Here is a 26,805-nt window from a genome sequence, read left to right as displayed (position 1 = left end):
CCGCCTCTCTTTCAGGGTGCCGGTGCTGGCAACGGCGCGCCGCGCGGCTTGGTCCGCTCGGCGTTCTGGCGTTCACGGCTGGCTCGATGTTCCGCCGCCCGCTTCTGCTTGTCTTCGAAGCGCGTGCTCACGGCCGGTGCGTCGGCGCGGCGCTGCGCCGCCTTGGCCTGCTCGTCGGCATGGGCCTTCTGCTTGTTCTCGAACTGGCGCTGGCGTGCGTCCGCATCGGCCGCCGTCGCAGCACGGCTCGCGGCGTGGTCGGCGGCCCGCTGCTCGCGCTCTTTCTGATCCTGTTGCGACTTCTCACGCTGCTCGCGCGAATCCTGTGGGCGCTGGGTGGCGGCCTTCTGGTCGAGCTTCTGCAGCTCGGCCGCGCCGCTGCGCTGGCGCTGGATGTCGTTGATCGCGGTTTCCTGCCGCTTGATGTGGTCGGTTTCCTTGCGACGGCGGCTGCGACTTTCGCGCAGGCAGTCTTCGACTGCGAACTTCTTGTAGCAGGCCGCCCGCTCCTTGGTGTAGCGCGACTCGATGGCCTCGCGCTCGGTGGCCAGACGGCTGCGTTCGGCTTCGAGATCGGCGCTGCCCGCCGCCGCATTGGACTGGGCCCAGAGCGGCAGGCTGGCCAAGGCCAGGAACAGGGCAAGAGCGGTTTTTTTCATGTGAGTCGGGTGTCGACGATGCGGCGTTCGAGGGCGAGGAATTCGCTCGACTGCATTTCGGTGAGCCGGGACACCGTGCGCGGAAACTCGTGCGCCAGCGGCCCCTCGGTGTACAACGCCTCGGGCGGAACCTCGGCCGACATGATGAGCTTGCAGCGCCGGTCGTACAAGACATCGACCAGCCAGGTGAAACGGCGTGCTTCCGAGGCCATGCGCACGGGCATGTGCGGCACGTCGGACAGCAGCACGGTGTGGAACTGGCTCGCGATCTCGAGGTAGTCGTTCTGCGAGCGCGGACCGCCGCACAGCGTCTTGAAGTCGAACCACACCACGCCGCCGGCCTTGCGCAGCGCGCGGATCTCGCGCTGCTCGATGTGCAGGATCGGGCTTTCGTCGGCCGTCTCGGCCAGCTTGTCGAAGGCGTGGCGCATTTCCTTCTCGGCCGCCGCGTCGTTCGGCGTGAGGTACATGCGCAGCTGCTCCAGCGTGCGGCGCCGATAGTCGGTGCCGTTGTCCACGCTCAGCACTTCGAGCTTCTGGTTGAGCAATGCAATGGCGGGCAGGATGCGGTCGCGGTGCAGGCCGCCGGGGTACAGGTCGTCGGGCTTGAAGTTCGAGGTGGTGACAAAGCCCACGCCGTTGTCGAACAGCGACACGAGCAGCCGGTGCAGGATCATCGCGTCGGTGATGTCCGCGACGTGGAACTCGTCGAAGCAGATCAGCTTGTAGCGCTTGGAAATGCGCAACCCCAGCTCGTCGAGCGGGTTCACGGTGCCCTGCAGGTCGCGCAGTTCGCGGTGCACTTCGCGCATGAACTCGTGGAAGTGCAGGCGCGTCTTGCGCCGCAGCGGCACGGCGTTGAAGAACAGGTCCATCAGGAAGCTCTTGCCGCGCCCCACGCCGCCGTACATGTAGACGCCGCGCGGCAGCTCCGGCCGGTTGATGAGCTTCTTCAGCGCGTTGGAGCGTCGGGCCTTGTACTCGCCCCACTCGGTGGCGCAACGGTCGAGCGCCTCGACGGCCGCGAGTTGTGCGGGATCGCTCTTGAACCCGCGTGCCGCGAGTTCCGCTTCGTAAGCCTGTTTGACGCTCAAGGGATCGGATCGCTTCAAAAATGGAGAGCCCCGACCGCCCCGCGAGGGTCGATCGGGGCCGGGTTCGCTCAAGAACCGGAGATCAGAAGTTGAGCGTGCGCTTGTCCACGGCCAGGGCCGCTTCCTTGGTGGCTTCCGACAGCGACGGGTGCGCATGGCAGATGCGCGCGATGTCTTCGGCACTGGCCTTGAACTCCATCGCCACGACGGCTTCGGAGATCAGCTCGCTGGCCTGCGGGCCCACGATGTGCACGCCCAGGATCTCGTCGGTGGTCGCATCAGCCAAGAACTTGACCATGCCGGTCGTGTCGCCCAGCGCGCGTGCGCGGCCGTTCGCCAGGAACGGGAAGGTGCCGGCCTTGTAGGCGCGGCCCGCGGCCTTGAGCTGCTGCTCGGTCTGGCCGACCCATGCGATCTCGGGGCTGGTGTAGATCACCCACGGCACGGTGTTGAAGTTCACGTGGCCATGCTGGCCCGCGATGCGCTCCGCCACCGCCACGCCTTCTTCCTCGGCCTTGTGCGCCAGCATCGGGCCGCGCACCACGTCGCCGATCGCCCACACGTTGGGCAGGCTGGTCTTGCAGTCGTCGTCCACGGCGATGGCGCCGCGCTCGTCGAGCTTCAGGCCCACGGCTTCGGCGTTCAGGCCGATGGTGTTGGGCACGCGGCCGATCGAGACGATCAGCTTGTCGACTTCCAGCGTCTGGGCTTCGCCCTTGGCGTTGGTCCAGGCGACGCTCACGCCCTTCTTCGACGACTTGATCTCGCCGACCTTGACGCCGAGCTCGATCTTGAGCTTCTGCTTGTCGAAGGCCTTCTTGGCTTCCTTGGCGATCTGCTCGTCCACGGCGCCCAGGAAGGTCGGCAGTGCTTCGAGCACCGTGACCTCGGCACCGAGGCGGCGCCACACCGAGCCCATTTCGAGGCCGATGACGCCCGAGCCGATCAGGCCCAGCTTCTTGGGCACCGCGCCGATGCGCAGCGCGCCGTCGTTCGAGAGGATGTTTTCCTCGTCGAACGGCGTGCCCGGCAGCGCGCGGGCGTTGGAGCCCGTGGCCAGGATGATGTGCTTGCCGCTGATCGATTCTTCAGCGGCGCCTGCCACCTTGATCTCGTAGCCGGTTTCGTCGGTCTTCACGAACGAACCGCGGCCGTGGAAGAAGCTGATCTTGTTCTTCTTGAACAGGTACAGGATGCCGTCGTTGTTCTGCTTCACGACCTGGTCCTTGCGGGCCAGCATCTTCTCGACGTCCAGGCCGAGGCCTTCGACCTTGATGCCGTGGTCCGCAAAGTGGTGACCGGCCTGCTCGAAGTGCTCCGACGATTGCAGCAGCGCCTTCGAGGGGATGCAGCCGACGTTGGTGCAGGTGCCGCCCGGTGCGGGGCCGCCCTTGCCGTTCTTCCACTCGTCGATGCAGGCCACGTTGAAGCCGAGCTGCGCAGCGCGGATCGCCGCAATGTAGCCGCCAGGACCGCCGCCGATGACGACGACGTCGAATTGCTTGTTTGCCATCTGTGTCTTGCTCCCCGGATCAGATGTCGAACAGCAGGCGCGACGGATCTTCCAGCGCTTCCTTCATGGCGACCAGGCCCAGCACGGCTTCGCGGCCGTCGATGATGCGGTGGTCGTAGCTCATGGCGAGGTAGTTCATCGGGCGAACGACGATCTGGCCGTTTTCGACCACGGCGCGGTCCTTGGTGGCATGCACGCCCAAGATGGCCGACTGGGGCGGGTTGATGATCGGGGTCGAGAGCATCGAGCCGAAGGTGCCGCCGTTCGAGATCGAGAACGTGCCGCCGGTCATTTCTTCGATGCCCAGCTTGCCGTCCTGTGCCTTCTTGCCGTACTCGGCGATCTTCTTCTCGATGTCGGCGAAGCTCATCTGGTCGGCATTGCGCAGGATGGGCACCACCAGGCCGCGCGGCGAACCGACGGCGATGCCGATGTCGAAGTAGCCGTGGTACAGGATGTCGTTGCCGTCGACCGACGCGTTGAGCACCGGGTACTTTTTCAGCGCGTGCACGGTGGCCTTCACGAAGAAGCTCATGAAGCCGAGCTTCACGCCGTGTTCCTTGGTGAACGCGTCCTGGAACTTCTTGCGCAGGTCCATGACCGGGGCCATGTTCACTTCGTTGAAGGTCGTGAGGATGGCGTTGGTCGATTGCGATTGCAGCAGGCGCTCGGCGATGCGGGCGCGCAGGCGGCTCATCGGCACGCGCTGTTCCGGGCGCTCGCCCAGGTCAGGCGCGGCAGGCGCCGCCACCTGTTGCAGCGCGGGCTTGGCAGCCGGTGCGGCGATGGTGGCGGCAGGCTTGGCGCCGGCAGCCACTGCGCCGAGCACGTCGCCCTTGGTCACGCGGCCGTCCTTGCCCGTGCCGGCCACGTCGCTGGTCTTCAGGTTGTTGTCGGCCAGCAGCTTGGCGGCGGCGGGCATGGCCACGTCGGCCTTCGAACCACCGGTGGCGGCGGCTGCCGCTGCGGGGGCAGCAGCGGCCGGTGCGGCGGCGGGTGCAGCTGCTGCAGCAGCAGGCGCTGCGGCGGCGGCCTTGCCATCGGTGTCGATCTTGGCGATCAACTGCTCGGCCACCACGGTGGCGCCGTCGGGCTGAACGATCTCGACCAGCACGCCGGCCGAGGGTGCGGGCACTTCGAGCACGACCTTGTCGGTTTCGATCTCGATCAGGATTTCATCGACGGCGACGGCTTCGCCGGCTTTCTTCTTCCACGTGAGCATGGTGGCCTCGGCCACGGATTCGGAAAGCTGGGGGACTTTGACTTCTACGATAGACATTTGGAGTGAGCTCCGTTTTGTTCTTGAGGGTGTTCGTGTGAAAAGGGACGGTTCTTACTTGGTCAGCACGAAGCCCTTGAGCTTGCCAAATGCGCCATCGACCAGCGCCTTCTGCTGTTCCTGGTGCAGGTGCGAGTAGCCGACGGCCGGCGATGCCGAGGCGGCACGGCCGGAGTAGCCGAGCTTCTGGCCTTCCTGCATGTTTTCGTGGATGTAGTGCTGCACGAAGAACCAGGCGCCCTGGTTCTGCGGCTCGTCCTGGCACCACACGATGTCCACGAGGTTGGGGTACTTCTTGACCTCGGCGGCGAACGCCTTGTGCGGGAACGGGTAGAGCTGCTCGACGCGGATGATCGCCACGTCGTCGGTGCCCTGCTCTTCCCGCTTCTTGGCCAGGTCGTAGTAGACCTTGCCCGAGCAGGCGATCAGGCGCTTGACCTTCTCGGCCTTCAGGCCCTTGCTGTCGGGAATGACGGTCTGGAAGCTGCCCTTGGTGAACTCGGACAGCGGCGAGGTCGCGTCCTTGTTGCGCAGCAGCGACTTGGGCGTGAGGATGATCAGCGGCTTGCGCAGGTTGCGCACCATCTGGCGGCGCAGGATGTGGAAGATCTGGCTGGCCGTGGTGGGCTGCACCACCTGCATGTTGGTGTCGGCGCTCAGCTGCATGAAGCGCTCCAGGCGTGCCGAGCTGTGCTCGGGGCCCTGGCCTTCGTAGCCGTGCGGCAGCATCATCGTGATGCCGTTGACGCGGCCCCACTTCACTTCGCCCGAGGCGATGAACTGGTCGATCACCACTTGCGCGCCGTTCACGAAGTCGCCGAACTGGGCTTCCCAGATGACGAGCGTGTTGGGGTCGTTCGAGGCGTAGCCGTATTCGAAGGCCAGCACGGCTTCCTCGGACAGGATCGAGTCGATGACGACGAACGGGGCCTGGTTCTCGGCCACGTTCTGCAGCGGCGTGTAGGTGCCGGTGTCGAACTTCTCGCGGTTCTGGTCGTGCAGCACGGCGTGGCGGTGCGTGAACGTGCCGCGGCCCGAGTCTTCACCCGACAGGCGCACCGGGTAGCCGCTGGCCACCAGCGAGGCGAAGGCCATGTGCTCGCCCATGCCCCAGTCGACGTTGACGTCGCCACGGCCCATGGCTGCGCGGTCGTCCAGCACCTTCTTCACGAGCGGGTGCACGGTGAAGTTCTCGGGTGCCTTGGTGATGCGCTCGGCCAGACGCTTCCACTCGGCGGAGGGAATCGCGGTGTCGCCGGCGTCGGTCCACTTCTTGTTGAGGTACGGGCTCCAGTCGACGGCGTACTTGCTCTTGAAGTTGGTGAGCACGGGGTCGACGGTGTTCTTGCCTTCGTCGAAGGCGGCGCGCTGCGCCTTGACCATGTCGTCGCCGAGCGTGTCGCCCAGGCCTTGCGCGGCCAGCTTGTCGGCGTACAGCTTGCGCGTGCCGGGGTGGGCCGCGATCTTCTTGTACATCAGCGGCTGGGTGAGCGACGGCGTGTCCTGCTCGTTGTGGCCCAGCTTGCGGAAGCAGATGATGTCGACGACCACGTCCTTCTGGAATTCCATGCGGAAGTCGAGGGCGAACTGGGTGGCGAGCACCACGGCTTCGGGATCGTCGCCGTTCACGTGCAGCACCGGCGCTTCGATCATCTTGACGATGTCCGAGCAGTACAGCGTCGAGCGGCTGTCGCGCGGGTCGCTGGTGGTGAAGCCGATCTGGTTGTTGATGACGATGTGCACCGTGCCGCCGGTGGAATAACCACGGGTCTCGGCCAGTGCCAGCGTTTCCATCACGACGCCCTGGCCTGCGAAGGCGGCGTCGCCGTGCACGATCACGGGCAGCACCTGCTTGCCCAGCGGATCGCCGCGGCGGTCCATGCGGGCGCGCACCGAGCCTTCGACCACGGGGTTCACGATTTCCAGGTGCGAGGGGTTGAACGCCAGGCTCAGGTGGACCGGGCCGCCGGGGGTGGTCACGTCCGAGCTGAAGCCCTGGTGGTACTTGACGTCGCCGGAGGGCAGGTCTTCGGGGGCGGTGTGGTCGAACTCGGCGAACAGGTCGGCGGGCATCTTGCCCAGCGAGTTCACGAGCACGTTCAGGCGGCCGCGGTGGGCCATGCCGATCACGATTTCCTGCACGCCCTTGACGCCAGCCTGGTTGATCAGCTCGTCCATCGAGACGATGAAGCTTTCGCCGCCTTCGAGCGAGAAGCGCTTCTGGCCGACGTACTTGGTGTGCAGGAAGCGCTCGAGGCCTTCGGCGGCCGTCAGGCGGTTGAGCACGTGCTTCTTCTGCTCGGCGCTGAGCTTCGGGTTGGTGCGGGCGCTTTCGAGCTTCTGCTGCCACCAGCGCTTGTGGTTCTGGTCGGTGGTGTACATGTACTCGGCACCCATCGTGCCGCAGTACGTTTCACGCAAGGCATTGAGCAGGTCGCGCAGCGACATGGTCTCTTTGCCGAAGAAAGTGTTGCTGGTGTTGAACACCGTCTCGAGGTCGGCGTCGGCAAAGCCGTAGAACGAGGGCTCGAGTTCCGGGATGGCGGGACGCTCGGCGCGCTTGAGCGGGTCGAGGTCGGCCCAGCGGGCGCCGACGTTGCGGTAGGCGGCAATCAGCTGCTGGACGGCCGTGCGCTTGCGGCCGAGTTCGGAGTCGGCACCGCTGGCCTGCACGACCTTGGTCGTGCCCTGCTTTGCCAGTTCGGCAAAGGCGTTGATGACCGGCAGGTGGGGGACGTCGCGGGCGCTGGTGCCGTCGGCGGCGGGGACGTTCTGCAGGGCGTCGAAATACGTGCGCCAGTTGTCAGGAACGCTGCCGGGGTTGGCGAGGTAGTTTTCGTACATCTCCTCGACATAGGGCGCATTGCCGCCGAAGAGGTAGGTGTTGCCTTGATAGGCGGTGTACGCCGTAGGCGTAGAGGAATCGCTCATGATCCGCTGACCTTCGCTTCCCTGGAGGAAGCACGAGTTGGTTAAGAAACCTTCCGCGACACGGCTGGACCGATTGGCGGATGCGACTGTGGCTGGGGAAGGGCCTGAGTACCTTGGCATTGTGCCACGTCAACCATATGACGACAGAACGCGGCTGCGCAAGGCCCGCAACCCTACCCCGATTCGCGCTTGCGGTCAGGTGGCGGACAGTAACTGTTTGATCTGTTGCAGCGTGGCCGGGTCGTCGATGGTGGTCAGGTCGCCCGGGTCGCGCTGCTCGCACACGGCCTGGATCGCGCGACGCAACAACTTGCCGCTGCGGGTCTTGGGCAGGCCGCTCACGAAGCGCACGCGCGCGGGCCGCGCCAGGGCGCCGAGCTGGTCGGCCACGACCTTCATGATCTCGCCCTCGAGCTGGAGCGCCGCGTCGGCGTCGGTCACGGCCAGGCCGTCCTTCGGCACGACGAAGGCCATTGCCACCTGCCCCTTGAGCGTGTCGGCCACGCCGACCACCGCCACCTCGGCCACGTTGGCGTGGCCCGAGATGCTCTCCTCGATCTCGCGCGTGCCCAGGCGGTGGCCGGCGACGTTGATCACGTCGTCGGTGCGGCCCAGGATGTAGAAATAACCATCGGCATCGCGGATGCCCCAGTCGAAGGTCGAATAGACCATCTTGCCCGGCACGCTCTTCCAGTAGGTGTTGACGAAGCGCGCGTCGTCCTTCCACACGGTCTGCATGAAGCCCGGCGGCGTCGGGCCCTCGACCACGACCACGCCCTTCTCGTTCGCCCCGGTGAGCTCCTCGCCGGTCGACTCGTGCAGGATCTTGATGCGGTAGCCGTACATCGGCACGCCCGGGCTGCCGAACTTGCTGGGCTTGGCTTCCACGCCGTTGGCGATGGTGATCATCGGCCAGCCCGATTCGGTCTGCCAGTAGTTGTCGATGATCGGCACGCCCAGGCCGTCGCTGATCCAGCGCGCGGTCGGTTCGTCCAGCGGCTCGCCGGCCAGGAACAGCGCGCGCAGGGTCGACAGGTCGTACTTCTTGAGCAGCGCCGGGTCTTGTTTCTTGAGCACGCGCACGGCGGTGGGCGCGCTGAACATCACCGTCACCTTGTACTTCTCGACCAGGCGCCACCAGATGCCGCCGTCGGGCTGCTGGTCGATGCCCTGCGTGGGCAGGCCCTCGTACATGATGGTGGCCATGCCCGCGATCAGCGGGCCGTAGACGATGTAGCTGTGGCCGACCACCCAACCGATGTCGCTGGTCGAGAAGTAGGTTTCGCCGGGCCGGCCGTCGAAGATGTGCTTCATGCTCGCGGCCAGCGCCACGGCGTAGCCGCCCACGTCGCGCTGCACGCCCTTGGGCTTGCCGGTGGTGCCGCTCGTGTAGATCGTGTAGCTGATGTCGGTCGAGGCCAGCCAGGTGCAGGGCACCTGTGCATTCAGGTGCCTGTGTCTCAGCTCGCCCGCCAGATGGTCGCGGCCGGCCACCAGCGTCATCGCCGCCAGGCCCCGGTCGGTCAGCAGCACGGCCTCGGGCTTGTGCTTCGACAGGCGGATGGCCTCGTCGAGCAGCGGCTTGTACGCGATGACCTTGCCGCCGCGCGAACCGGCGTCGGCGCTTACCACCACCTTGGGCTCGGCATCCTCGATGCGGGTGGCCAGCGAGCCGCTGGCGAAGCCGCCGAACACCACGCAATGGATGGCGCCAATGCGCGCGCAGGCCAGCATCGCGAAGGCGGCCTCGGGAATCATCGGCATGTAGATGAGCACGCGGTCGCCCTTGCCCACGCCCAGCTCGACGAGGCTGGCGGCGGTGCGCTGCACCTCGGCATGCAGCTCGGCGAAGCTGTAGCTTGTTTCGACGCCGGTCTCGGTCGACACGAAGATCAGCGCTGGCTGATCGCCCCGATCGGCCAGGTGCCGGTCGACGGCGTTGTGGCACAGGTTGGTGGTGCCGCCGACGAACCAGCGCGCGAACGGCGGCTGGCTGGCGTCGAGGATCTGCTGCGCGGGCGTGTGCCAGTCGATCAGCTTGGCCTGCTCGGCCCAGAAGGCCTCGGGCGCGTCGACGGACTGGCGGTAGAACTCTTCATAACGGCTCATCGGGATCTGTCTCCTGTTGTATGGGCTCCGTTTCAGGCTCGACGCCGAAACTGAATTCATAATTATGGGGACCGATCTTGCGGGAAGCTGACAGCCGCGGCAATCCGGGCGGCCCCCTTGCCGGGCCGCCCTTCACAGCAATTCAGTGAGTCAGTAGGTCAGCGAATCAGCGCCTGCAGGTCGCGGAACGCCGGATGCTCGGCGGTGCGCAGCCACTCGAAACCGACCATCTCGGTGGTCACGAGCTCGGCACCGGCGCCGGCCAGCCGGTCGAAGGCCGCGTCGCGGTTGCGCTCGGTGCGCGAGCTGCAGGCGTCGGTGACGACCCACACGTCGAACTCGTCCTCGAGCAGGTCGAGCGCGGTCTGCAGCAGGCAGACATGCGCTTCGCAGCCGGCGATGACGATGGTGTTGCGCTCCTCGGCCGCGGCCGGGGGCTTCTGCAGATGCTTGGGCAGGCTGCGGGCATTGCCCTGCGGCGCCGCCTTCGCGGGCGGGCGCAGCCATTCGCCGAGCCCCTCTTCCACGCCGCTGAAATGCATCTTGGCCAGCGTCTTGCGGCAGAAGGCGCGGATCTCGGGCAGGTTCTCGCCCAGCTTCGACGGGTTCTGCTCCGTGCCCCAGACCGGCACGTCGACCCACTGCGCCATCTGGCCCAGGCGCGCCGCATTGCGCGCCGCCGCTTCGCCTTCGAAGATCGCCGGCATCAGCCGCGCCTGGTAATCGACCAGGACGAGTTGGGATTGCGTGGCGTCGAGCAGCATGGACTTCTTCTTTCAGGTATCGGTTGAACTGGGCTGAACCGTACCACTGAAAAGAGCGGGTTTCACTGCGCCTTCCGCTGTAGCTGCAGGGGTCGATCGCTGCACCAGCTGCCCAAGGTAGGTCTTGAACAGCGCATCCGCCGACTGCCTGAACATGCGGATGCGCCCCGTGTGCTGCATCAGCAGCAGGCCGACGCCGTGCGCGAACAGCGCCGTGTTCTCCTGCTGCGCGAGATCGGCATCGAGGCCCAACGCCAGCAACGCTTCCTCGCAGGGGCGCAGGGCGTCGTAGAGGCGGTCGTTCAGTTCGTGGTCGAGCGCGTGCGTCAGTCCCCGGGGCCGCATGCCATGCACCAGATAGAAGCCGAGGTCGAGGTCGCGCGGGTTCGCCGCATAGAAGTCGAACCAGGCCTGGGCCTTGGCGGCCAGGGTCTGGTCGGGCCGGCTCTCGGACACCGCCACCTCGGCCACCGCGGCCTGCAGGCGCAGCAGCGACTCGTCGAGCAAGGCCGCGTAGATCGCCTCCTTGCTCTCGAAGTACGAATAGATGGCGCCCGGCGTGTAGCCGGCTTTCTTCGCGATTTCACGGATGCTCGCGCCCTCGATGCCGGCCTCCGCGAACACCGTGCGGGCGGCGTCGAGCACCAGGGCGCGGCGGGCGTCGGTGAGGGTCTGGCGGCGTTGGAGCTTGGCGTGCATGGGCGGGACTATAGCCCTCGATCTGGTCGTCGATCATTTTTTCGAACATTGATCTAAAAATTGAACAGTGTTTAAATCTTCACGCCAACGGCCCCAAAACCCCCACGAGCCCATGGAGACAACACGCATGAACGCCCCGCCTTCCGACGCCCTCCTCATGTCCGGCGCCGACTACCGTGAATCGCTGCGCCGCTACACGCCCACCGTGTTCGTCGACGGCCGCCGCGTCGCCAGCGTGGCCGACGAGCCCGCCTTCCAGCCCGGCATCAACGCCATCGCCCTCACCTACGACCACGCGCTCAAGTCCGAGTACGCGCCGCTCATGACCGCCGTGCAGCACACCAGCGGCAAGCGGGTGAACCGGCTCTCGCACATCAACACCAGCTCAGGCGACCTGCTCAACAAGCTCGAGGCCGTGCGGCTGGTCTGCCAGGAAACCGGCTGCGCCCAGCGCTACCTGACGCACGACGCGCTCAACGCCATCGCCCAGGTGTCGGCGCGCATCGACGACGCGCGCGGCAGCACCGAGCACACCGCGCGCTTTCTCAATTACCTGCACCGCATCCAGGACCAGGACCTGACCCTGGGCGTCGCCATGACCGACGCCAAAGGCGACCGCAGCCGCCGGCCGCACGAGCAGGCGAACGTCGACAGCTACCTGCACGTGGTCGAGCGCAACGCGCGCGGCATCGTCATCTCGGGCACCAAGGCCATCGTGACCGGCGCGCCGTATGTGCACGAGCTGCTGGTCATGCCCTGCCGCAACATGGGCAAGGAAGATGCCGACTTCGCCGTCTGCTGCGCCGTGCCGCTGGACGCGCCCGGCCTCACCATCGTCGCGCGGCCGGCCGGGCGGCCCGGCGAGAAGCTCGAGCACGGCGACGCCCTCTTCAGCCGCAAGTACGGCCAGAGCACCGGCGTGTGCATGTTCGACCGCGTGTTCGTGCCGTGGGAACGCGTGTTCTACGCCGGCGAATGGGAGCACTCGGGCCACCTGACCTACAGCTACGCCACGCACCATCGCCACAGCTGCATCGCGGCCCGCGCCGGCTTCGGCGACCTGCTGATCGGCGCCGGCGCGCTGATGTGCGAGGCCAACGGCTTCGACCCCGGCAAGGAAAGCCACCTGGGCGAGCAGATGGTCGAGCTCATCACCCTCACCGAGAGCTTCTTTGCCTGCGGCGTGGCGGCCAGTGTCTATGGCAAGGCCGACGACCACTGCGAGGTCTTCATGCCCGATCCGGTGTTCAGCAACATCGGCAAGCTGCTGCTGGCCACGAAGATCTACGACATGCACCGCATCGCGCACTACGTGAGCGGCGGCCTCATCGTCACCCTGCCCGGCCCGGACGAAGACCACAACCCCGAAACCGCGGCGCGGCTGTCCGACGTGCTGCGCGCCAACCCCGCCATTCCCTACGAGCAGCGCATCGAGACGGCCCGCTTCATCGAAGACCTCACGGCCGGCTACCAGGGCAGCTGGTACAGCGTGATCAGCCTGCACGGCGGCGGCTCGCCGGCGGCGATGAAGCAGGAGATCTGGCGCAACTATCCGGTCGGCTCGAAGGTCGAGCTGGTCGAGCGGCTGCTCGAGCGCGGCATCGCGGCCGACGGCACGCCGGCCGCCGCGCCGCACGATCCGCGCCGCGCCATCACGAAGAACCGCCAGCCCGGCAAGTGCTGCGACACCGGCTGCACCGTGCCGGGACAACCGGTGATGGTCGACCTGCCGGTTCCGCTGTCGCGCACCTAGACTCCGGCGGATGCAGACCTTGCCACTCCTGCGCCGCCGCCTCGCCCTGCTCTTCGGCGCCGCCTCGTTGCTGCTGCTCGCCGGCTGCGGCGGGTTGCGCGCCGCCGAGGCCCCGCTGGCCACCACACTGGAAAAGAGCAGTTGCACCCGCAGCGCCGACACGCTGATCGTGCTGCTGCCCGGCGCCTACTCGGCGCCCGAGGAGTTCGTGCGCGAAGGCTTCATCGACGCACTGAACGAGAACCGGCTCGCGGTCGACACCCTGCGCGTCGATGCCCACATGGGCTACTACCGCGACAAGACCATCCTCGACCGGCTGGATCGGGACGTGATCGCGCCGGCGCGCCGCCAGGGCTACAAGGCGATCTGGATCGCCGGCATCTCGGTCGGCGGTTTCGGCGGGCTGCTGTACGCCCAGACGCACCCCGGCGACCTCGCCGGCCTGGTCGTGCTGGCGCCCTACCTGGGCGAACGCGTGCTGAGCCAGGACATCGCCAATGCCGGCGGCGTGGCGCGCTGGCACGGCCCGCTCGAAGCGCCACCCGGCAGCGACCCGCGCACGCCCAGCGACACGCAGCTGTGGCAATGGCTGCGCGGCTACGTCGGCCACACCCGCACCTTCGGCGACCGGCCGCCGCTGTACCTGGGCTACGCGCTCGACGACCGCTTCGCCTTCAGCCACCGGCTGCTGGCCGGGGCGCTGCCGGCGGAGCGCGTGGTCACGACCGACGGCGGGCACGACTGGCCCGAGTGGCGGCGGCTCTGGCGCCGCCTGCTGCCGACGCTGCCGCTGCCGGGCTGCCCGGGCTGAGCCGTCGGTCAGTTCGGCCGCAGGCGCAGCAGCTTGCCGTCGGACTCGTCGGTGAGCACGTAGAGCAGGCCGTCCGGCCCCTGCTTCACGTCGCGGATGCGGGCGCGGCCGTCGGCCAGCAGCTTGTGCTCGGCAACCACCTTGTCGTCCTTCAGCTCGATGCGATCAAGGTATCCGAACTTCAGCGAGCCCACGAACAGGTTGCCCTTCCAGCCGGCGCCGTAGCGATCACTGGTGAGGAAGGCCATGCCCGAGGGCGCGATCGACGGCACCCAGTAGTGCAGCGGCTGTTCCATGCCGTCCTTGCGGGTGATGCCCTCGCCGATCTTGCCGCCGCCGTAGTTCTCGCCATAGGTGATCACCGGCCAGCCGTGGTTGCGGCCGGCCAGCGGGATGTTGATCTCGTCGCCGCCCTGCGGGCCGTGCTCCGTCATCCAGAAGCGACCGTCGGGCGCGAGCGTTGCGCCCTGGCTGTTGCGGTGGCCGTAGCTCCAGATCTCGGGCAGCGCACCCGGCTTGCCGACGAAGGGGTTGTCTTTCGGCACGCTGCCGTCCTTGCCGATGCGCACCACCTTGCCGTGGTGGTTGTCGAGCGTCTGCGCATCGTCCTTGCGGCTGAATCGGTCGCCGAGCGTGAGAAACAGGTTGCCGTCGCGGGCCTCGACGATGCGGCAGCCGAAGTGCGCGCGGCTCGCGACCTTGGGCTTCTGGCTGAAGATGACCTTCAGCACCTCCAGCGTCGTGCCGTCGGCCGACAGGCGGGCGCGCGCGAGCGCGGTGCTGTTGGCCGATCCACCGCCCGCCTCGGGTTCCGAATAGCAGAAGTACAGGGTGCGGTTCTGCGCGAAGCCGCTGTCGGCCAGCACGTCGAGCAGCCCGCCTTGCCCGCCCGCCGCGACGGGCGGCAGGCCCTGGATCGGCGCGCCCAGCTTGCCGTCGGCCGCCACCAGGCGCAGGCGCCCCGGCTTCTCGGTGACCACGAAACGGCCCTCCGGCAGGAAGGCCACGCCCCAGGGGTTCTCAAGACCGGAGGCGACGGTTTCGGCACGCACTTGCGCCATGGCCGCGCCAGCCAGGCCGCAACCCGCGAGCACCACGAGGCTTCCCAGGGAGCGACGAAAGGAGAAATTTCGCAAGTTCATGAAGATTTCCTGAATTTGAGGCCATCTTGACAACAAATGAAACGCACATGTCGACTTTTAAGACCGCAAAGTCATATATGCCGAGACGTTTACATTCGAATCCTTATGCCGCATAAACGTTCACCGTTACATTTTTTCTTCCGCCGGATCGAAAAAGTTCATGTAAATCAATGGTTTACGCACGCATTCAACAATTCAGATTAAATTGACATAACTGCGCGTCATCAATATCCTACGCGCCATGCGTTTTTTCGTCCTACCCGTATCCCTCCTGTTCGCCGTGGCCGTCCACGCCGCCCCCCCTCAACAGGATCGATCGGATGAGATGGACCGAATCCTTGCCGAACGCGGCCTGGTCGGCCAGTTCCATCAGGTTCGCCAGACCGTCGCAGAGCGCACGTCCGACCTCGTCGTGACCGCCATCGGTTTCCTCGGCGTCCCCTACCGCCGCGGCGGCAACACCGCCGAATCCGGCTTCGACTGCAGCGGCTTCGTTCGCGCCATGTACAACCAGACGGTGGGCCACGTGCTCCCGCGCCGCGCCGAAGAACAGGCCGCCGCCACCGAGAAGATCGACCGCAGCCAGCTCAAGCCCGGCGACCTCGTGTTCTTCAACACCATGCGCCGCACCTTCAGCCACGTCGGCATCTACGTCGGCGAAGGCAAGTTCATCCATTCCCCCCGCTCCGGCGCCCAGGTCCGTGTCGAAGACATGAACGGCAGCTACTGGCAGCGCCGCTTCGACGGCGCCCGCCGCGTGCTCAGCGGCCAAGGCGACGAGGTCAAGGCTGCGGCCATGGCCAACGCCAGCGACTGATTCGACTCCCCCGAATCCAGGACGAAAAAAATCCCGCCGCGGCGGGATTTTTTGTGGGCGCTCGACAGGCGCCGTAGCGCCTATCGATCAGGCCGCCTTCTTCGCCGGCGGCAGGTCGGTACACGTACCGTGGGCCACTTCCGCCGCCATGCCGATGCTTTCGCCCAGCGTCGGGTGCGGATGGATGGTCTTGCCGATGTCGATCTCGTCCGCGCCCATCTCGATGGCCAGCGCGATCTCGCCGATCATGTCGCCCGCGTGCGTGCCGACGATGCCGCCGCCCAGGATGCGGTGCGTCTCGGCGTCGAACAGCAGCTTGGTGAAGCCTTCGTCGCGGCCGTTGGCAATGGCGCGGCCCGACGCAGTCCACGGGAAGTGGCCCTTCTTGACCTTGATGCCTTCGGCCTTGGCCTGGTCTTCCGTGAGGCCGACCCATGCCACCTCGGGGTCGGTGTAGGCCACGCTGGGGATCACGCGGGCGTTGAAGGCGGCGCTGGACAGCTCCTTGTCGCCCTTCTGCTCGCCGGCGATCACTTCAGCCGCCACATGCGCCTCGTGCACCGCCTTGTGCGCCAGCATGGGCTGGCCCACGATGTCGCCGATGGCGAAGATGTGCGGCACGTTGGTGCGCATCTGGATGTCGACCGGAATGAAGCCGCGGTCGCCCACCGTGATGCCGGCCTTCTCGGCGCCGATCTTCTTGCCGTTCGGGCTGCGGCCCACGGCCTGCAGCACGAGGTCGTACATCTGCGGTTCCTTCGGTGCGTTCTCGCCCTCGAAGGTGACCTTGATGCCCTCCTTCGTGGCTTCGGCGCCGACCGTCTTGGTCTTGAGCATGATGTTGTCGAAGCGCGGCGCGTTCATCTTCTGCCAGACCTTCACGAGGTCGCGGTCGGCGCCCTGCATGAGGCCGTCGAGCATTTCGACCACATCGAGGCGCGCACCCAGCGTCGAATACACGGTGCCCATTTCGAGGCCGATGATGCCGCCGCCCAGCACCAGCATGCGCTTGGGGTCGGTGCCCATCTCGAGCGCGCCGGTCGAGTCGACCACGCGCGGGTCCTTCGGCATGAAGGGCAGGCTCACCGACTGCGAACCGGCCGCGATGATCGCGTTGCGGAACTTGACGGTCTGCTTCTTGCCAGTGGTGTCCCAGCTCGTGCCGGAGGTCTCTTCGACTTCCAGGTGGTACGGGTCGACGAAGTTGCCGACGCCGCGCAGCACCGTCACCTTGCGCATCTTGGCCATCGCCGTGAGGCCGCCGGTGAGCTTGCCCACCACCTTGTTCTTGTGGCCGAGCAGCTTGGCGCGGTCGACCGTGGGGGCCGCGAAGCTCACGCCGAGGTCGGCGAAGTGCTTCACCTCGTCCATGACGGACGCCACGTGCAGCAGCGCCTTCGACGGAATGCAGCCGACGTTCAGGCACACGCCGCCGAGCGTGGCGTAGCGTTCGATCAGCACGACCTTCAGGCCGAGGTCGGCCGCGCGGAAGGCGGCCGAGTAGCCGCCAGGGCCGGCGCCGAGCACGACCACGTCGCACTCGACATCGACCTTGCCGCCGTAGCTGGACACCACCACGGACGCTGCCGCGGCAGGGGCCGGTGCGGCCGCCTTGGGCGCAGGCGCAGCTGCCGCCGGTGCGGGGGCAGCTGCCGGCGCGGGCGCGGGCGCGGCGGCCCCGTCGACTTCGAGCGTCAGCACGACCGACCCTTGCTTGACCTTGTCGCCCACCTTCACGGCCAGCGACTTCACCACGCCGGCGGCCGACGACGGAATTTCCATCGAGGCCTTGTCCGATTCGACCGTGATGAGCGACTGCTCGGCCTTGACCGTGTCACCGACGTTGACCAGCACCTCGATCACCGCGACTTCGTCGAAGTCACCGATGTCCGGCACCTTGATGTGTTGTTCGCTCATTTGGACACTTTCAGTTTGAGTGTGAGAACGTCGGCCGGCAGGGCCGAATTGCGATCGAATTCGCAGGCGGCGGCGATGCCCGCCTCCGCCACGTCGCGCGCGTTGCGCGACTTGTTGTCATAGGCCACGTGCATGGCGCCGAGCGCGAAGCTGCGTCCCGAGCCGATGGCCCAGTACTGCTTGAACTCGAACACCTCGCGGTAGCTGTAGATGCCGTAGATGCCGCTCGGGTTGGCCAGCAGCATGGTGAACTGGCTCGACTCGTAGGGCTCGTGCTCGTCTTCCTTGGTCTGCATGAAGAACGAATCCTTCAGCACCGGATGCAACTGCGTGAAGGTGTGGAACACCTCGTGCTTGCTGCCGAACTGCAGCGCCTCGCGCGGCTGGGCCGCCAGCGCATGCTGGAGCACCAGCTGGTGCGCGGCGGCGCCCGCCACCGCGAACAGGCTCTGGCCCGCGGCATCCTCGACGGTGAAGATCTTCTGGTTCGCTTCGGCGTTGTGCGACATGCGCGTGTCGCCGAAGGTCACCAGCGAGTCTGCCGCCATCGTGACCTGGCCACCCTTTCGGACGGCCACAACCGTGGTCATAGCAGGATGCGACGGTAGTCCGCGAGCACCTGGCCCAGGTAGGCGTTGAAACGCGCAGCCAGGGCGCCATCGATCACGCGGTGGTCGTACGACAGCGACAGCGGCAGCGTGAGACGCGGCACGAACTGCTTGCCGTCCCACACCGGCTTCATCTGGCCCTTGGAGAGGCCGAGGATGGCCACTTCGGGGGCGTTGATGATGGGCGTGAAGTGCGTGCCGCCGATGCCGCCGAGCGAGCTGATCGACATGCAGCCGCCCTGCATGTCGGCCGAACCGAGCTTGCCGTCGCGCGCCTTCTTGGCGAGCTCGCCCATCTCGGCGCTGATCTGCAGGATGCCCTTCTTGTCGGCATCCTTCAGCACCGGCACCACGAGCCCGTTGGGCGTGTCGGCCGCGAAGCCGATGTTGTAGTACTGCTTGTAGACGAGCTGGTCGCCGTCCAGGCTGGCGTTGAAGTCGGGGAACTTCTTCAGCGCCGCGACCACCGCCTTGATCACGAAGGCGAGCATCGTGACCTTGATGCCCGACTTCTCGTTCTCCTTGTTGGTGGAGACGCGGAAGGCTTCGAGCTCGGTGATGTCGGCTTCGTCGTTGTTGGTGACGTGCGGGATCATCACCCAGTTGCGGTGCAGGTTCGCGCCGCTGAGCTTCTTGATGCGCGACAGGTCCTTGCGCTCGACGGTGCCGAACTTCGTGAAGTCGACCTTGGGCCACGGGATGAGGCCCAGCGCCGCGCCGTCGCCACCACCACCGGCCGGCGCCTTGGCCGCCGAGGCCTTGGTGCTGGCCTGGCCGCTCATCACGGCCTTGGTGAAGTTCTGGACGTCGTCCTGCGTGATGCGGCCCTTGAGGCCGGAACCCTTGACCTCTTCGAGCGGCACGCCGAGTTCGCGCGCGAACTTGCGCACCGAGGGCGAGGCGTGCGGCAGGCTGCCGGTGGGAGCCGACGTCGGCTGGTGGGCCGGGGCGGCTGCAGCAGGTGCTGCGGCGGCCGGCGCAGGTGCGCTGGCGGTTGCAGCAGCGGGCGCGGCAGCCGCAGCCTGTGCCGGCGCGGGCGCCGATGCGGGTGCAGCAGCGCCTGCAGCGCCTTCGAGCACCGCGATCAGGTCGCCGATGTTCACGGTGTCGCCCACCTTGACCTTGAGTTCCTTCAGCACGCCGGCGGCCGACGACGGGATTTCCATCGAAGCCTTGTCCGACTCCACCGTGATCAGCGACTGCTCGGCGGCAATGGTGTCACCCACCTTCACCAGCAGCTCGATGACCGCGACGTCCTTGAAGTCGCCGATGTCCGGTACCTTGATGTCGACCGGGCCCGAGGCCACCGGTGCGGCTGCGGCGGGCGCAGGCGCGGCAACCGCCGCGGCGGGTGCCGCGGCAGCAGGCGCAGCGGCCGGCGCCGGGGCGGCGGCAGCCGCGCCCTCGGCCTCGACCACCAGCACCACCGAGCCTTCCTTGACCTTGTCGCCCACGGCGATCTTGATTTCCTTGACCACACCGGCCGTGGACGACGGGATTTCCATCGACGCCTTGTCCGATTCGACCGTGATGAGCGACTGCTCGGCCTTGACCGTGTCGCCCACCTTCACGAGCACCTCGATCACCGCGACTTCATCGAAGTCGCCGATGTCGGGCACTTTCACTTCCACTGCTGCCATATCGTTGTCTCCCGCCGTCAGGCGCCGTTCGTTCGTTGGTTGTTGATGTTCAAGCGTAGAGCGGGTTGACCTTGTCGACATTGATGCCGTACTTCTTGATCGCTTCCACCACCTTGGCCACCGGCACGGTGCCATCTTCGCTCAGCGCCTTGAGCGCAGCCACCACGATGTAGTGACGATTGATTTCAAAATGCTCGCGCAGCTTGGCGCGGAAGTCGCTGCGACCGAACCCGTCAGTGCCCAGCACCTTGTAGGTGCGGCCCTTCGGCACGAACGGACGGATCTGCTCGGCGTAGGCCTTCATGTAGTCGGTCGACGCGATCACAGGGCCGGTCGAGGCACCTAGCTGCTGGGCTACGAAGGGCACGCGCGGCGTCTGGTCGGGGTGCAGCAGGTTCCAGCGGTCGGCGTCCTGGCCGTCGCGGGTCAGTTCGTTGAAGCTCGGGCAGCTCCACACCGAAGCCGACACGCCCCACTCCTTCTCGAGCAGCTCCTGCGCGGCAAAGCTCTCGCGCAGGATGGTGCCGCTGCCCAGCAGTTGCACAGTCGGCGCTTCTTTCGCGCCCTTGGCGGCCTTGACCACCGGGCCCTGCTTGGACAGGTACATGCCCTTGATGATCTGCTCTTCGGTGCCGGGCTGCAGGCCGGGCATCGCGTAGTTCTCGTTGAGCAGCGTCAGGTAGTAGTAGACGTTGTCCTGCTTCTCGACCATGCGCTTCAAGCCGTGGTGCAGGATCACGCCGACTTCGTGCGCGAAGGTCGGGTCGTAGCTCACGCAGTTCGGGATGGTGTTGGCCAGGATGTGGCTGTGACCGTCTTCGTGCTGCAGGCCTTCGCCGTTCAGCGTGGTGCGCCCCGAGGTGCCGCCTAGCAGGAAGCCGCGGGCCTGCATGTCGCCGGCCGCCCAGGCCAGGTCGCCGATGCGCTGGAAGCCGAACATCGAGTAGTACACGTAGAACGGCACCATGATGCGGTTGTTCGTGCTGTACGACGTGGCCGCCGCGATCCAGCTGGACATGCCGCCGGCTTCGTTGATGCCCTCTTGCAGGATCTGGCCGGCCTTGTCTTCCTTGTAGTACATGACCTGGTCTTTATCGACCGGGGTGTACTGCTGACCGTGCGGGTTGTAGATGCCGATCTGGCGGAACAGGCCTTCCATGCCGAAGGTGCGGGCCTCGTCCACCAGGATGGGCACGACGCGCGGGCCCAGCGCCTTGTCGCGCAGCAGCTGCGTGAGGAAGCGCACGTAGGCTTGCGTGGTCGAGATCTCGCGGCCTTCGGCCGTGGGCTCCATCACCGCCTTGAAGGTGTCGAGCGAGGGCACCGTGAAGCTCTCGTCGGCCTTGACGCGGCGGTGCGGCAGGTAGCCGCCCAGGGCCTTGCGGCGCTCGTGCAGGTAGCGCATTTCGGGCGTGTCGTCGGCCGGCTTGTAGAACGGCAGATCGGCAATCTGGCTGTCGGGAATCGGGATGTTGAAGCGGTCGCGGAAGGCCTTGATGTCTTCGTCGCCGAGCTTCTTGGTCTGGTGGACCGTGTTCTTGCCTTCGCCGATCTTGCCCATGCCGAAGCCCTTGACGGTCTTGACGAGCAGCACGGTGGGCTGGCGCTTGTGGTTCTGGGCGGCGTGGAAGGCGGCGTACACCTTCTGCGAGTCGTGGCCGCCGCGCTGCAGGTTCCAGACCTCGTCGTCGGTCAGGTGCTCGACCATCTTCAGCGTGCGCGGATCGCGGCCGAAGAAGTTCTTGCGCACGTAGGCGCCGTCGTTGGCCTTGAACGACTGGTAGTCGCCGTCGTTGCACTCCATCATGATCTTGCGCAGCGCACCGTCATGGTCCTTCTCGAGCAGCGCGTCCCAGCCCTTGCCCCAGATCAGCTTGATGACGTTCCAGTTGGCGCCGCGGAACTCGCCTTCGAGCTCCTGGATGATCTTGCCGTTGCCGCGCACCGGGCCGTCCAGGCGCTGCAGGTTGCAGTTGATGACGAAGATCAGGTTGTCGAGGTTCTCGCGCGCGGCCAGGCCGATGGCGCCCAGCGATTCGACTTCGTCCATTTCGCCGTCGCCGCAGAACACCCAGACCTTGCGGTTCTCGGTGTTGGCGATGCCGCGGGCGTGCAGGTACTTCAGGAAGCGCGCCTGGTAGATCGCCATCAGCGGGCCCAGGCCCATCGACACCGTGGGGAACTGCCAGAACTCGGGCATCAGCTTGGGGTGCGGGTAGCTCGACAGGCCCTTGCCGTCCACTTCCTGGCGGAAGTTGAGCAGCTGGTCTTCGGAGAGGCGGCCTTCCAGGTAGGCGCGGGCATAGATGCCGGGCGACACGTGACCCTGGATGTACAGCAGGTCGCCGCCGTGGTTCTCGCTCTCGGCGTGCCAGAAGTGGTTGAAGCCGGCACCGAACATGCTGGCCAGCGAGGCGAAGGAGCCGATGTGGCCGCCCAGGTCACCGCCTTCGGGCGGGTGGATGCGGTTGGCCTTGACCACCATGGCCATGGCGTTCCAGCGCATGTAGGCGCGCAGGCGCTGTTCGATCTCGAGGTTGCCGGGGCTGCGGGCTTCCACGCCCGGCTCGATGGTGTTCACGTAGCCGGTGTTGGCCGAGAACGGCATGTCGACGCTGTTCTGGCGCGCATGTTCGAGCAGTTGTTCGAGCAGGAAGTGCGCCCGCTCGGGCCCTTCGCTCTGGATGACGGAAGACAGTGCATCCATCCATTCACGCGTCTCCTGGGCGTCCGCATCGTTTGCGGCCGAGCCGAACAGGTTCTCGGGATTTGCCGACATGCTTGTCTCTCCTTTTAGGGCTGTGGCTGTAATTTAGTGCGCTGGGCACCGAGCGCGCCGGAGTTTCGCATAGAAGTTTCCCTATTTCAAATAGTGCTTGTTGATTTCTTATTATGAAATATCAAGGAAGCACGTCCCCGGCAGGGCCTCTTGCCCGAGAGGGCCATCACCTAAACTCCGCCCATGCCCCTTTCCTCCCCGCTCGCGGTCGCCCGCAGTGCCGTCAAAGCCTCGCCGCTGTCCTGGTGGCGCACGTGGTGGCGCAAGCAGACACCGGTGCTGCAGGACGCCGTCGCGATGCTCGCGCCGATGGCGGCCGTGCTGTTGTTTCTCGCGGCCATCGTGTCGGCGTTCTGGTACCTGCGCTCCGAAGAAGTCGAGCGCGAGCAGGAGTCGGTGCGGCGCGATGTCGAGTACGCGCAACAGCGCATGCGCCTGCGTTTGCTGGAGCGGCAGGAACAGCTGATGCGCATCGCGCGCGATGCCTCCAACCGCGAGATCGATCCGGTCGAATTCACGAGCCGTGCTGAGTCGCTGGTGAGCCAGTTCCCCGAACTGCAGACCATCAGCTGGATCGACGACCGACGCCGCTTCAAGGCCGGCTATGCCGCACCCAGCGTCCACCCGGCACAACAACACCTGATCGGCGACGTGCTGCGACCCGGCGACATCGAAAGCAATTACGCGCTCGCGCGCGAGCTGCGCCAGCCGGTGTACTCGCAGCCCGTGGCCGGCGGCGAGCCGGCCGCGATGCTGCAGCTGCACATTCCACTGTTCGACCAGGGCCTGTTCGCGGGCGTCGTGCTCGGCGAGTTCTCCATCGACGGCCTGCTGCGCTACGGCATGCCCTCCGAGGTGCAGGCGCGCTACGCCGTCTCGCTGCTCGACGCCAAGGGCAACGTCATCGCCGGCAACACCACGCCGCTGAAGAACAGCGGCACCCGCCTGCTGCCCTGGACCGAAGCCACCAACGAATACGAAGTGCCGGTGTCGCCCGTGGGCAATGCGCTGATGCTGCGCGCGCAGGCCTACCGCACCTCGCAGGGCGTGGTGGGCAACGGCCTCTTCTGGCTCGTGTGCGCCCTCAGCGTGATGACCAGCTGGATGCTGATCGGCACCTGGCGCCACACGCGGCGCCGCCTGCAGGCGCAGCAGCGGCTGGTGGCCGAAACCAACTTCCGCCGCGCGATGGAAAACTCCATGCTCACCGGCATGCGCGTACTCGACCTGCAAGGCCGCATCACCTACGTGAACGCCGCGTTCTGCGCCATGACGGGCTGGAGCGAGGACGAACTGGTCGGCCAGACGCCGCCTTTCCCCTACTGGCTCGAATCCGACCGCGAGGTGATGAACGAGCGCCTCGAAGAAGAGCTGCACGGCCGCGCCCTGCCCGGCGGCTTCCAGGTGCGCGTGAAGCGCAAGAACGGCAGCGTCTTCAACGCGCGCCTGTACGTGTCGCCGCTGATCGACGCGCGCGGCCACCAGACCGGCTGGATGACGTCGATGACCGACATCACCGAACCGACGCGCATCCGCGAGCAGCTGTCCGCCTCGTACGAACGCTTCACCACCGTGCTCGAAGCGCTCGACGCCGCCGTGTCGGTGGCGCCCATCGGCAGCGAAGAACTGCTGTTCGCCAACAAGCTGTACCGCCTGTGGTTCGGCTCCGACACCGTGGGCCACCTGGGCATGGTGGCGCAGGCCGGCGTGCCGCCGTCGAACGCGCACGACGAAGGCCTGGACGACGTCGACCCCTACGCCGGCCTGCCGATCGACACCCTGACCGCCGCCCAGACCGCGAACAACGAGATCTTCGTGCCGCACCTGGGCAAGTGGCTCGAAGTGCGCTCGCGCTACCTGACCTGGGTCGACGGGCGCCTCGCGCAACTGGTGATCGCCACCGACATCACGCCGCGCCGCGACGCCGAAGAACAGGCCGCCGCGCAGGCCGACAAGGCCCAGGCCGCGAGCCGCCTGATCACCATGGGCGAGATGGCGTCCAGCGTGGCGCACGAACTCAACCAGCCGCTGACGGCCATCGCCAACTACTGCAACGGGATGATGTCGCGCATCAAGGGGCAGACGATCGACAACGACGCCCTGCTTGCCGCGCTCGAGAAGACCTCGAAGCAGGCGCAGCGCGCGGGCCAGATCATCCAGCGCATCCGCTCCTTCGTGAAGCGCAGCGAGCCCAATCGCACGCCGGCCGACGTCGCCACCATGGTGAGCGAGGCGGTCGAACTCGCGGGCATCGAGCTGCGCCGGCGCAATGTGCGCCTGAACCACTACGTGGCCGCGCGGCTGCCGGTGGTGCGCGTCGACCCGATCCTCATCGAGCAGGTGATGGTCAACCTGCTGAAGAACGCGGCCGAATCCATCGACATCGCCGACCGCCCGCTGGCGCGCCGCAGCGTCGAATTGCGCGTGCTGCCCAAGGTGATCGAGGGGCAGAATGCCATCGAGTTCTCGGTGCAGGACACGGGCAAGGGCCTCTCGCCCGAGGTCATGGACCGGCTCTACGAGGCCTTCTTCTCCACCAAGCCCGAAGGCATGGGCATCGGGCTCAACCTGTGCCGCACCATCGTCGAGTCGCACCGCGGCCGGATGCAGGCGGAGAACATCTACAATGGCCCGGATGTGATCGGATGCCGTTTTTCCTTCTGGATTCCGGTGTTGGACGCTATCAGTTCCGTAGCAAGCGACGAGGCAAAGGTACCTGCATGAGTTTGATTCCGAAGAAGGGCACGGTCTATGTCGTCGATGACGACGAAGCCGTCCGCGATTCACTGCAATGGCTGCTCGAAGGCAAGGACTACAGAGTCCGCTGTTTCGAGTCCGCCGAATCCTTTCTCTCCCGATACGACCCGCGCGAAGTCGCCTGTCTGATCGTCGATATCCGCATGGCCGGCATGACCGGCCTCGAATTGCAGGATCGACTGATCGAACGGCGTTCTCCGTTGCCGATCGTGGTCATCACCGGCCACGGCGACGTGCCGATGGCGGTCGACAGCATGAAAAAGGGCGCGATGGATTTCATCCAGAAGCCCTTCAACGACGAAGAGCTGGTGTCGCTGGTCGAGCGCATGCTCGAACACGCACGCGGCGCCTTCACGCAGCACCAGCAGTCGGCCAGCCGCGACGCGCTGCTGTCCAAGCTCACGGGCCGCGAGGCGCAGGTGCTCGAGCGCATCGTTGCCGGCCGCCTGAACAAGCAGATCGCCGACGACCTGGGCATCAGCATCAAGACGGTGGAGGCGCACCGCGCCAACATCATGGAAAAGCTCAACGCCAACACCGTGGCCGATCTGCTCAAGATCGCGCTCGGGCAAGCGGCCCCCACGGCCAAGGCCTCCTGAGCTGCAGCTATCCCTGCGATAGCCACGCACCTTCCCCACGCCTGCGCAAGCGGGCGTTTTTACTTGGAAAATCAAAACCGATGACCGCCCAACTGATCGACGGCAACGCCCTCGCCAAAACCATCCGCGCCGAGGTGTCCGGCCGCACCGCTGCGCTGAAGGCCCGCGGCGTGAACCCGGCCCTGTCCATCATTTTGGTGGGCAGCGATCCGGCGAGCCAGGTCTACACCAAGCACAAGGTCAACGACAGCACCGAAACCGGCCTCGCGGCCACACTCGAGACCTACCCCGCCGACCTGAGCGAGGCCGACCTGCTGGCGCGCATCCGCGCCCTCAACGACGACCCGAAGGTGCACGGCATCCTCGTTCAGTTGCCGCTGCCCAAGCACATGGACAGCCAGAAGGTCATCGAGACCATCTCGCCCGCCAAGGACGTCGACGGCTTCCACGTGGCCAGCGCCGGCGCGCTGATGACCGGCGCCCCGGGCTTCTGGCCCTGCACGCCGCACGGCTGCATGAAGATGCTCGAATCGATCGGCTACGACCTGCGCGGCAAGCACGCGGTGGTCATCGGCCGCAGCAACATCGTCGGCAAGCCGATGGCCATGATGCTGCTCGCCAAGAGCGCCACCGTGACCATCTGCCACAGCGCCACCCAGGACCTGGGTGCGATCACGCGCCAGGCCGACGTGATCGTCGCCGCCGTGGGCAAGCTCGACCTGCTGACCGCCGACATGGTGAAGCCCGGCGCCGTCGTCATCGATGTGGGCATGAACCGCAAGGCCGACGGCAAGCTGGCCGGCGACGTCGATTTCGACGGCGTGAAGGAAGTGGCCGGCTGGATCACCCCCGTGCCCGGCGGCGTCGGCCCGATGACGCGCGCGATGCTGCTCGTCAACACCCTTGAAGCCGCCGAGCGCGCCGCCAAGTAATT

General features: G+C 66.5%; 19 protein-coding genes. 6 read left to right on the top strand and 13 right to left on the bottom strand.

Going from position 1 to position 26,805, the window contains the following annotated elements:
- Nucleotides 1–11: 11 nt before the first annotated feature.
- From AC3WQM_RS01810 to AC3WQM_RS01775, 8 genes are all read right to left on the bottom strand, one after another.
- Nucleotides 12–659: a hypothetical protein gene (locus AC3WQM_RS01810; RefSeq protein WP_492676711.1), complete on the bottom strand. Its 648-nt coding sequence runs from the start codon at nt 657–659 to the stop codon at nt 12–14.
- On the bottom strand, nt 656–1,753 hold the full coding sequence (gene zapE, locus AC3WQM_RS01805; protein ID WP_492676710.1) for a cell division protein ZapE: 1,098 nt from the start codon (nt 1,751–1,753) through the stop codon (nt 656–658). Before zapE ends, AC3WQM_RS01810 begins: the two co-directional genes overlap by 4 nt.
- A gap of 82 nt (nt 1,754–1,835) precedes the next feature.
- Nucleotides 1,836–3,266: a dihydrolipoyl dehydrogenase gene (lpdA, locus tag AC3WQM_RS01800; RefSeq protein WP_492676709.1), complete on the bottom strand. Its 1,431-nt coding sequence runs from the start codon at nt 3,264–3,266 to the stop codon at nt 1,836–1,838.
- Between the two features lie 19 nt (nt 3,267–3,285).
- The gene (odhB, locus tag AC3WQM_RS01795; RefSeq protein ID WP_492676708.1) at nt 3,286–4,545 is read right to left on the bottom strand and encodes a 2-oxoglutarate dehydrogenase complex dihydrolipoyllysine-residue succinyltransferase; all 1,260 of its coding nucleotides are present in this window, start codon (nt 4,543–4,545) and stop codon (nt 3,286–3,288) included.
- A 54-nt stretch (nt 4,546–4,599) separates the two neighbouring features.
- Complete coding sequence (locus AC3WQM_RS01790; protein ID WP_492676707.1) at nt 4,600–7,476, bottom strand: 2-oxoglutarate dehydrogenase E1 component; 2,877 nt, start codon at nt 7,474–7,476, stop codon at nt 4,600–4,602.
- Nucleotides 7,477–7,671: 195 nt separating this feature from the next.
- Nucleotides 7,672–9,645, bottom strand: coding sequence for a propionate--CoA ligase (locus tag AC3WQM_RS01785; RefSeq protein WP_492676706.1), 1,974 nt, complete (start codon nt 9,643–9,645; stop codon nt 7,672–7,674).
- 98 nt (nt 9,646–9,743) lie between these two features.
- Complete coding sequence (locus AC3WQM_RS01780; RefSeq protein WP_062480816.1) at nt 9,744–10,349, bottom strand: isochorismatase family protein; 606 nt, start codon at nt 10,347–10,349, stop codon at nt 9,744–9,746.
- Nucleotides 10,350–10,361: 12 nt separating this feature from the next.
- Nucleotides 10,362–11,048, bottom strand: coding sequence for a TetR/AcrR family transcriptional regulator (locus AC3WQM_RS01775; RefSeq protein ID WP_492676705.1), 687 nt, complete (start codon nt 11,046–11,048; stop codon nt 10,362–10,364).
- Between the two features lie 127 nt (nt 11,049–11,175).
- On the opposite strand from AC3WQM_RS01775, the gene AC3WQM_RS01770 reads away from it, so the two are divergent.
- Both AC3WQM_RS01770 and AC3WQM_RS01765 read left to right on the top strand, forming a co-directional pair.
- On the top strand, nt 11,176–12,801 hold the full coding sequence (locus AC3WQM_RS01770; protein ID WP_492676704.1) for a 4-hydroxyphenylacetate 3-hydroxylase family protein: 1,626 nt from the start codon (nt 11,176–11,178) through the stop codon (nt 12,799–12,801).
- A 10-nt stretch (nt 12,802–12,811) separates the two neighbouring features.
- The gene (locus tag AC3WQM_RS01765; RefSeq protein ID WP_492676703.1) at nt 12,812–13,612 is read left to right on the top strand and encodes an alpha/beta hydrolase; all 801 of its coding nucleotides are present in this window, start codon (nt 12,812–12,814) and stop codon (nt 13,610–13,612) included.
- An 8-nt stretch (nt 13,613–13,620) separates the two neighbouring features.
- Here AC3WQM_RS01765 and AC3WQM_RS01760 read toward each other — a convergent pair whose 3' ends face one another.
- On the bottom strand, nt 13,621–14,673 hold the full coding sequence (locus AC3WQM_RS01760) for a PQQ-dependent sugar dehydrogenase (RefSeq protein WP_492677178.1): 1,053 nt from the start codon (nt 14,671–14,673) through the stop codon (nt 13,621–13,623).
- 322 nt (nt 14,674–14,995) lie between these two features.
- Between AC3WQM_RS01760 and AC3WQM_RS01755 the strand changes: the two genes are divergently transcribed.
- A complete protein-coding gene (locus AC3WQM_RS01755) occupies nt 14,996–15,571 on the top strand; it encodes a C40 family peptidase (RefSeq protein ID WP_489058409.1) in 576 nt (191 codons plus the stop codon).
- Nucleotides 15,572–15,658: 87 nt separating this feature from the next.
- Here the strand turns inward: AC3WQM_RS01755 and lpdA (AC3WQM_RS01750) are convergent, their stop codons facing one another.
- Genes lpdA (AC3WQM_RS01750) through aceE form a run of 4 tightly spaced genes read right to left on the bottom strand, consistent with a single transcriptional unit; the run spans nt 15,659 to nt 22,515 of the window.
- Nucleotides 15,659–17,488, bottom strand: a complete 1,830-nt coding sequence (gene lpdA / locus AC3WQM_RS01750) for a dihydrolipoyl dehydrogenase (protein ID WP_492676702.1) — start codon at nt 17,486–17,488, stop codon at nt 15,659–15,661.
- Nucleotides 17,485–18,078 (bottom strand): MFS transporter, encoded by a 594-nt coding sequence (locus AC3WQM_RS01745; RefSeq protein WP_492676700.1) that lies wholly within the window; start codon nt 18,076–18,078, stop codon nt 17,485–17,487. Before AC3WQM_RS01745 ends, lpdA (AC3WQM_RS01750) begins: the two co-directional genes overlap by 4 nt.
- Nucleotides 18,075–19,736 carry a dihydrolipoyllysine-residue acetyltransferase gene (gene aceF / locus AC3WQM_RS01740; RefSeq protein WP_492676699.1) on the bottom strand — a complete coding sequence of 554 codons (1,662 nt, stop codon included), beginning with the start codon at nt 19,734–19,736 and terminating at the stop codon, nt 18,075–18,077. The genes AC3WQM_RS01745 and aceF overlap by 4 nt, the downstream gene beginning before the upstream one ends.
- A gap of 49 nt (nt 19,737–19,785) precedes the next feature.
- Nucleotides 19,786–22,515 (bottom strand): pyruvate dehydrogenase (acetyl-transferring), homodimeric type, encoded by a 2,730-nt coding sequence (aceE, locus tag AC3WQM_RS01735; protein ID WP_492676698.1) that lies wholly within the window; start codon nt 22,513–22,515, stop codon nt 19,786–19,788.
- A gap of 183 nt (nt 22,516–22,698) precedes the next feature.
- Between aceE and AC3WQM_RS01730 the strand changes: the two genes are divergently transcribed.
- From AC3WQM_RS01730 to folD, 3 genes are all read left to right on the top strand, one after another.
- A complete protein-coding gene (locus AC3WQM_RS01730; protein ID WP_056580072.1) occupies nt 22,699–25,239 on the top strand; it encodes a PAS domain-containing sensor histidine kinase in 2,541 nt (846 codons plus the stop codon).
- Entirely contained in the window at nt 25,236–25,871 is a 636-nt protein-coding gene (locus AC3WQM_RS01725) for a response regulator transcription factor (protein WP_099790122.1), read from the top strand. Before AC3WQM_RS01730 ends, AC3WQM_RS01725 begins: the two co-directional genes overlap by 4 nt.
- A gap of 80 nt (nt 25,872–25,951) precedes the next feature.
- Complete coding sequence (gene folD / locus AC3WQM_RS01720) at nt 25,952–26,803, top strand: bifunctional methylenetetrahydrofolate dehydrogenase/methenyltetrahydrofolate cyclohydrolase FolD (RefSeq protein WP_492676696.1); 852 nt, start codon at nt 25,952–25,954, stop codon at nt 26,801–26,803.
- Nucleotides 26,804–26,805: the final 2 nt, after the last annotated feature.

It is taken from the genome of Variovorax sp. FW301-JW7, from assembly GCF_058788795.1.
This window is presented reverse-complemented; position numbering and strand designations above follow the sequence as displayed.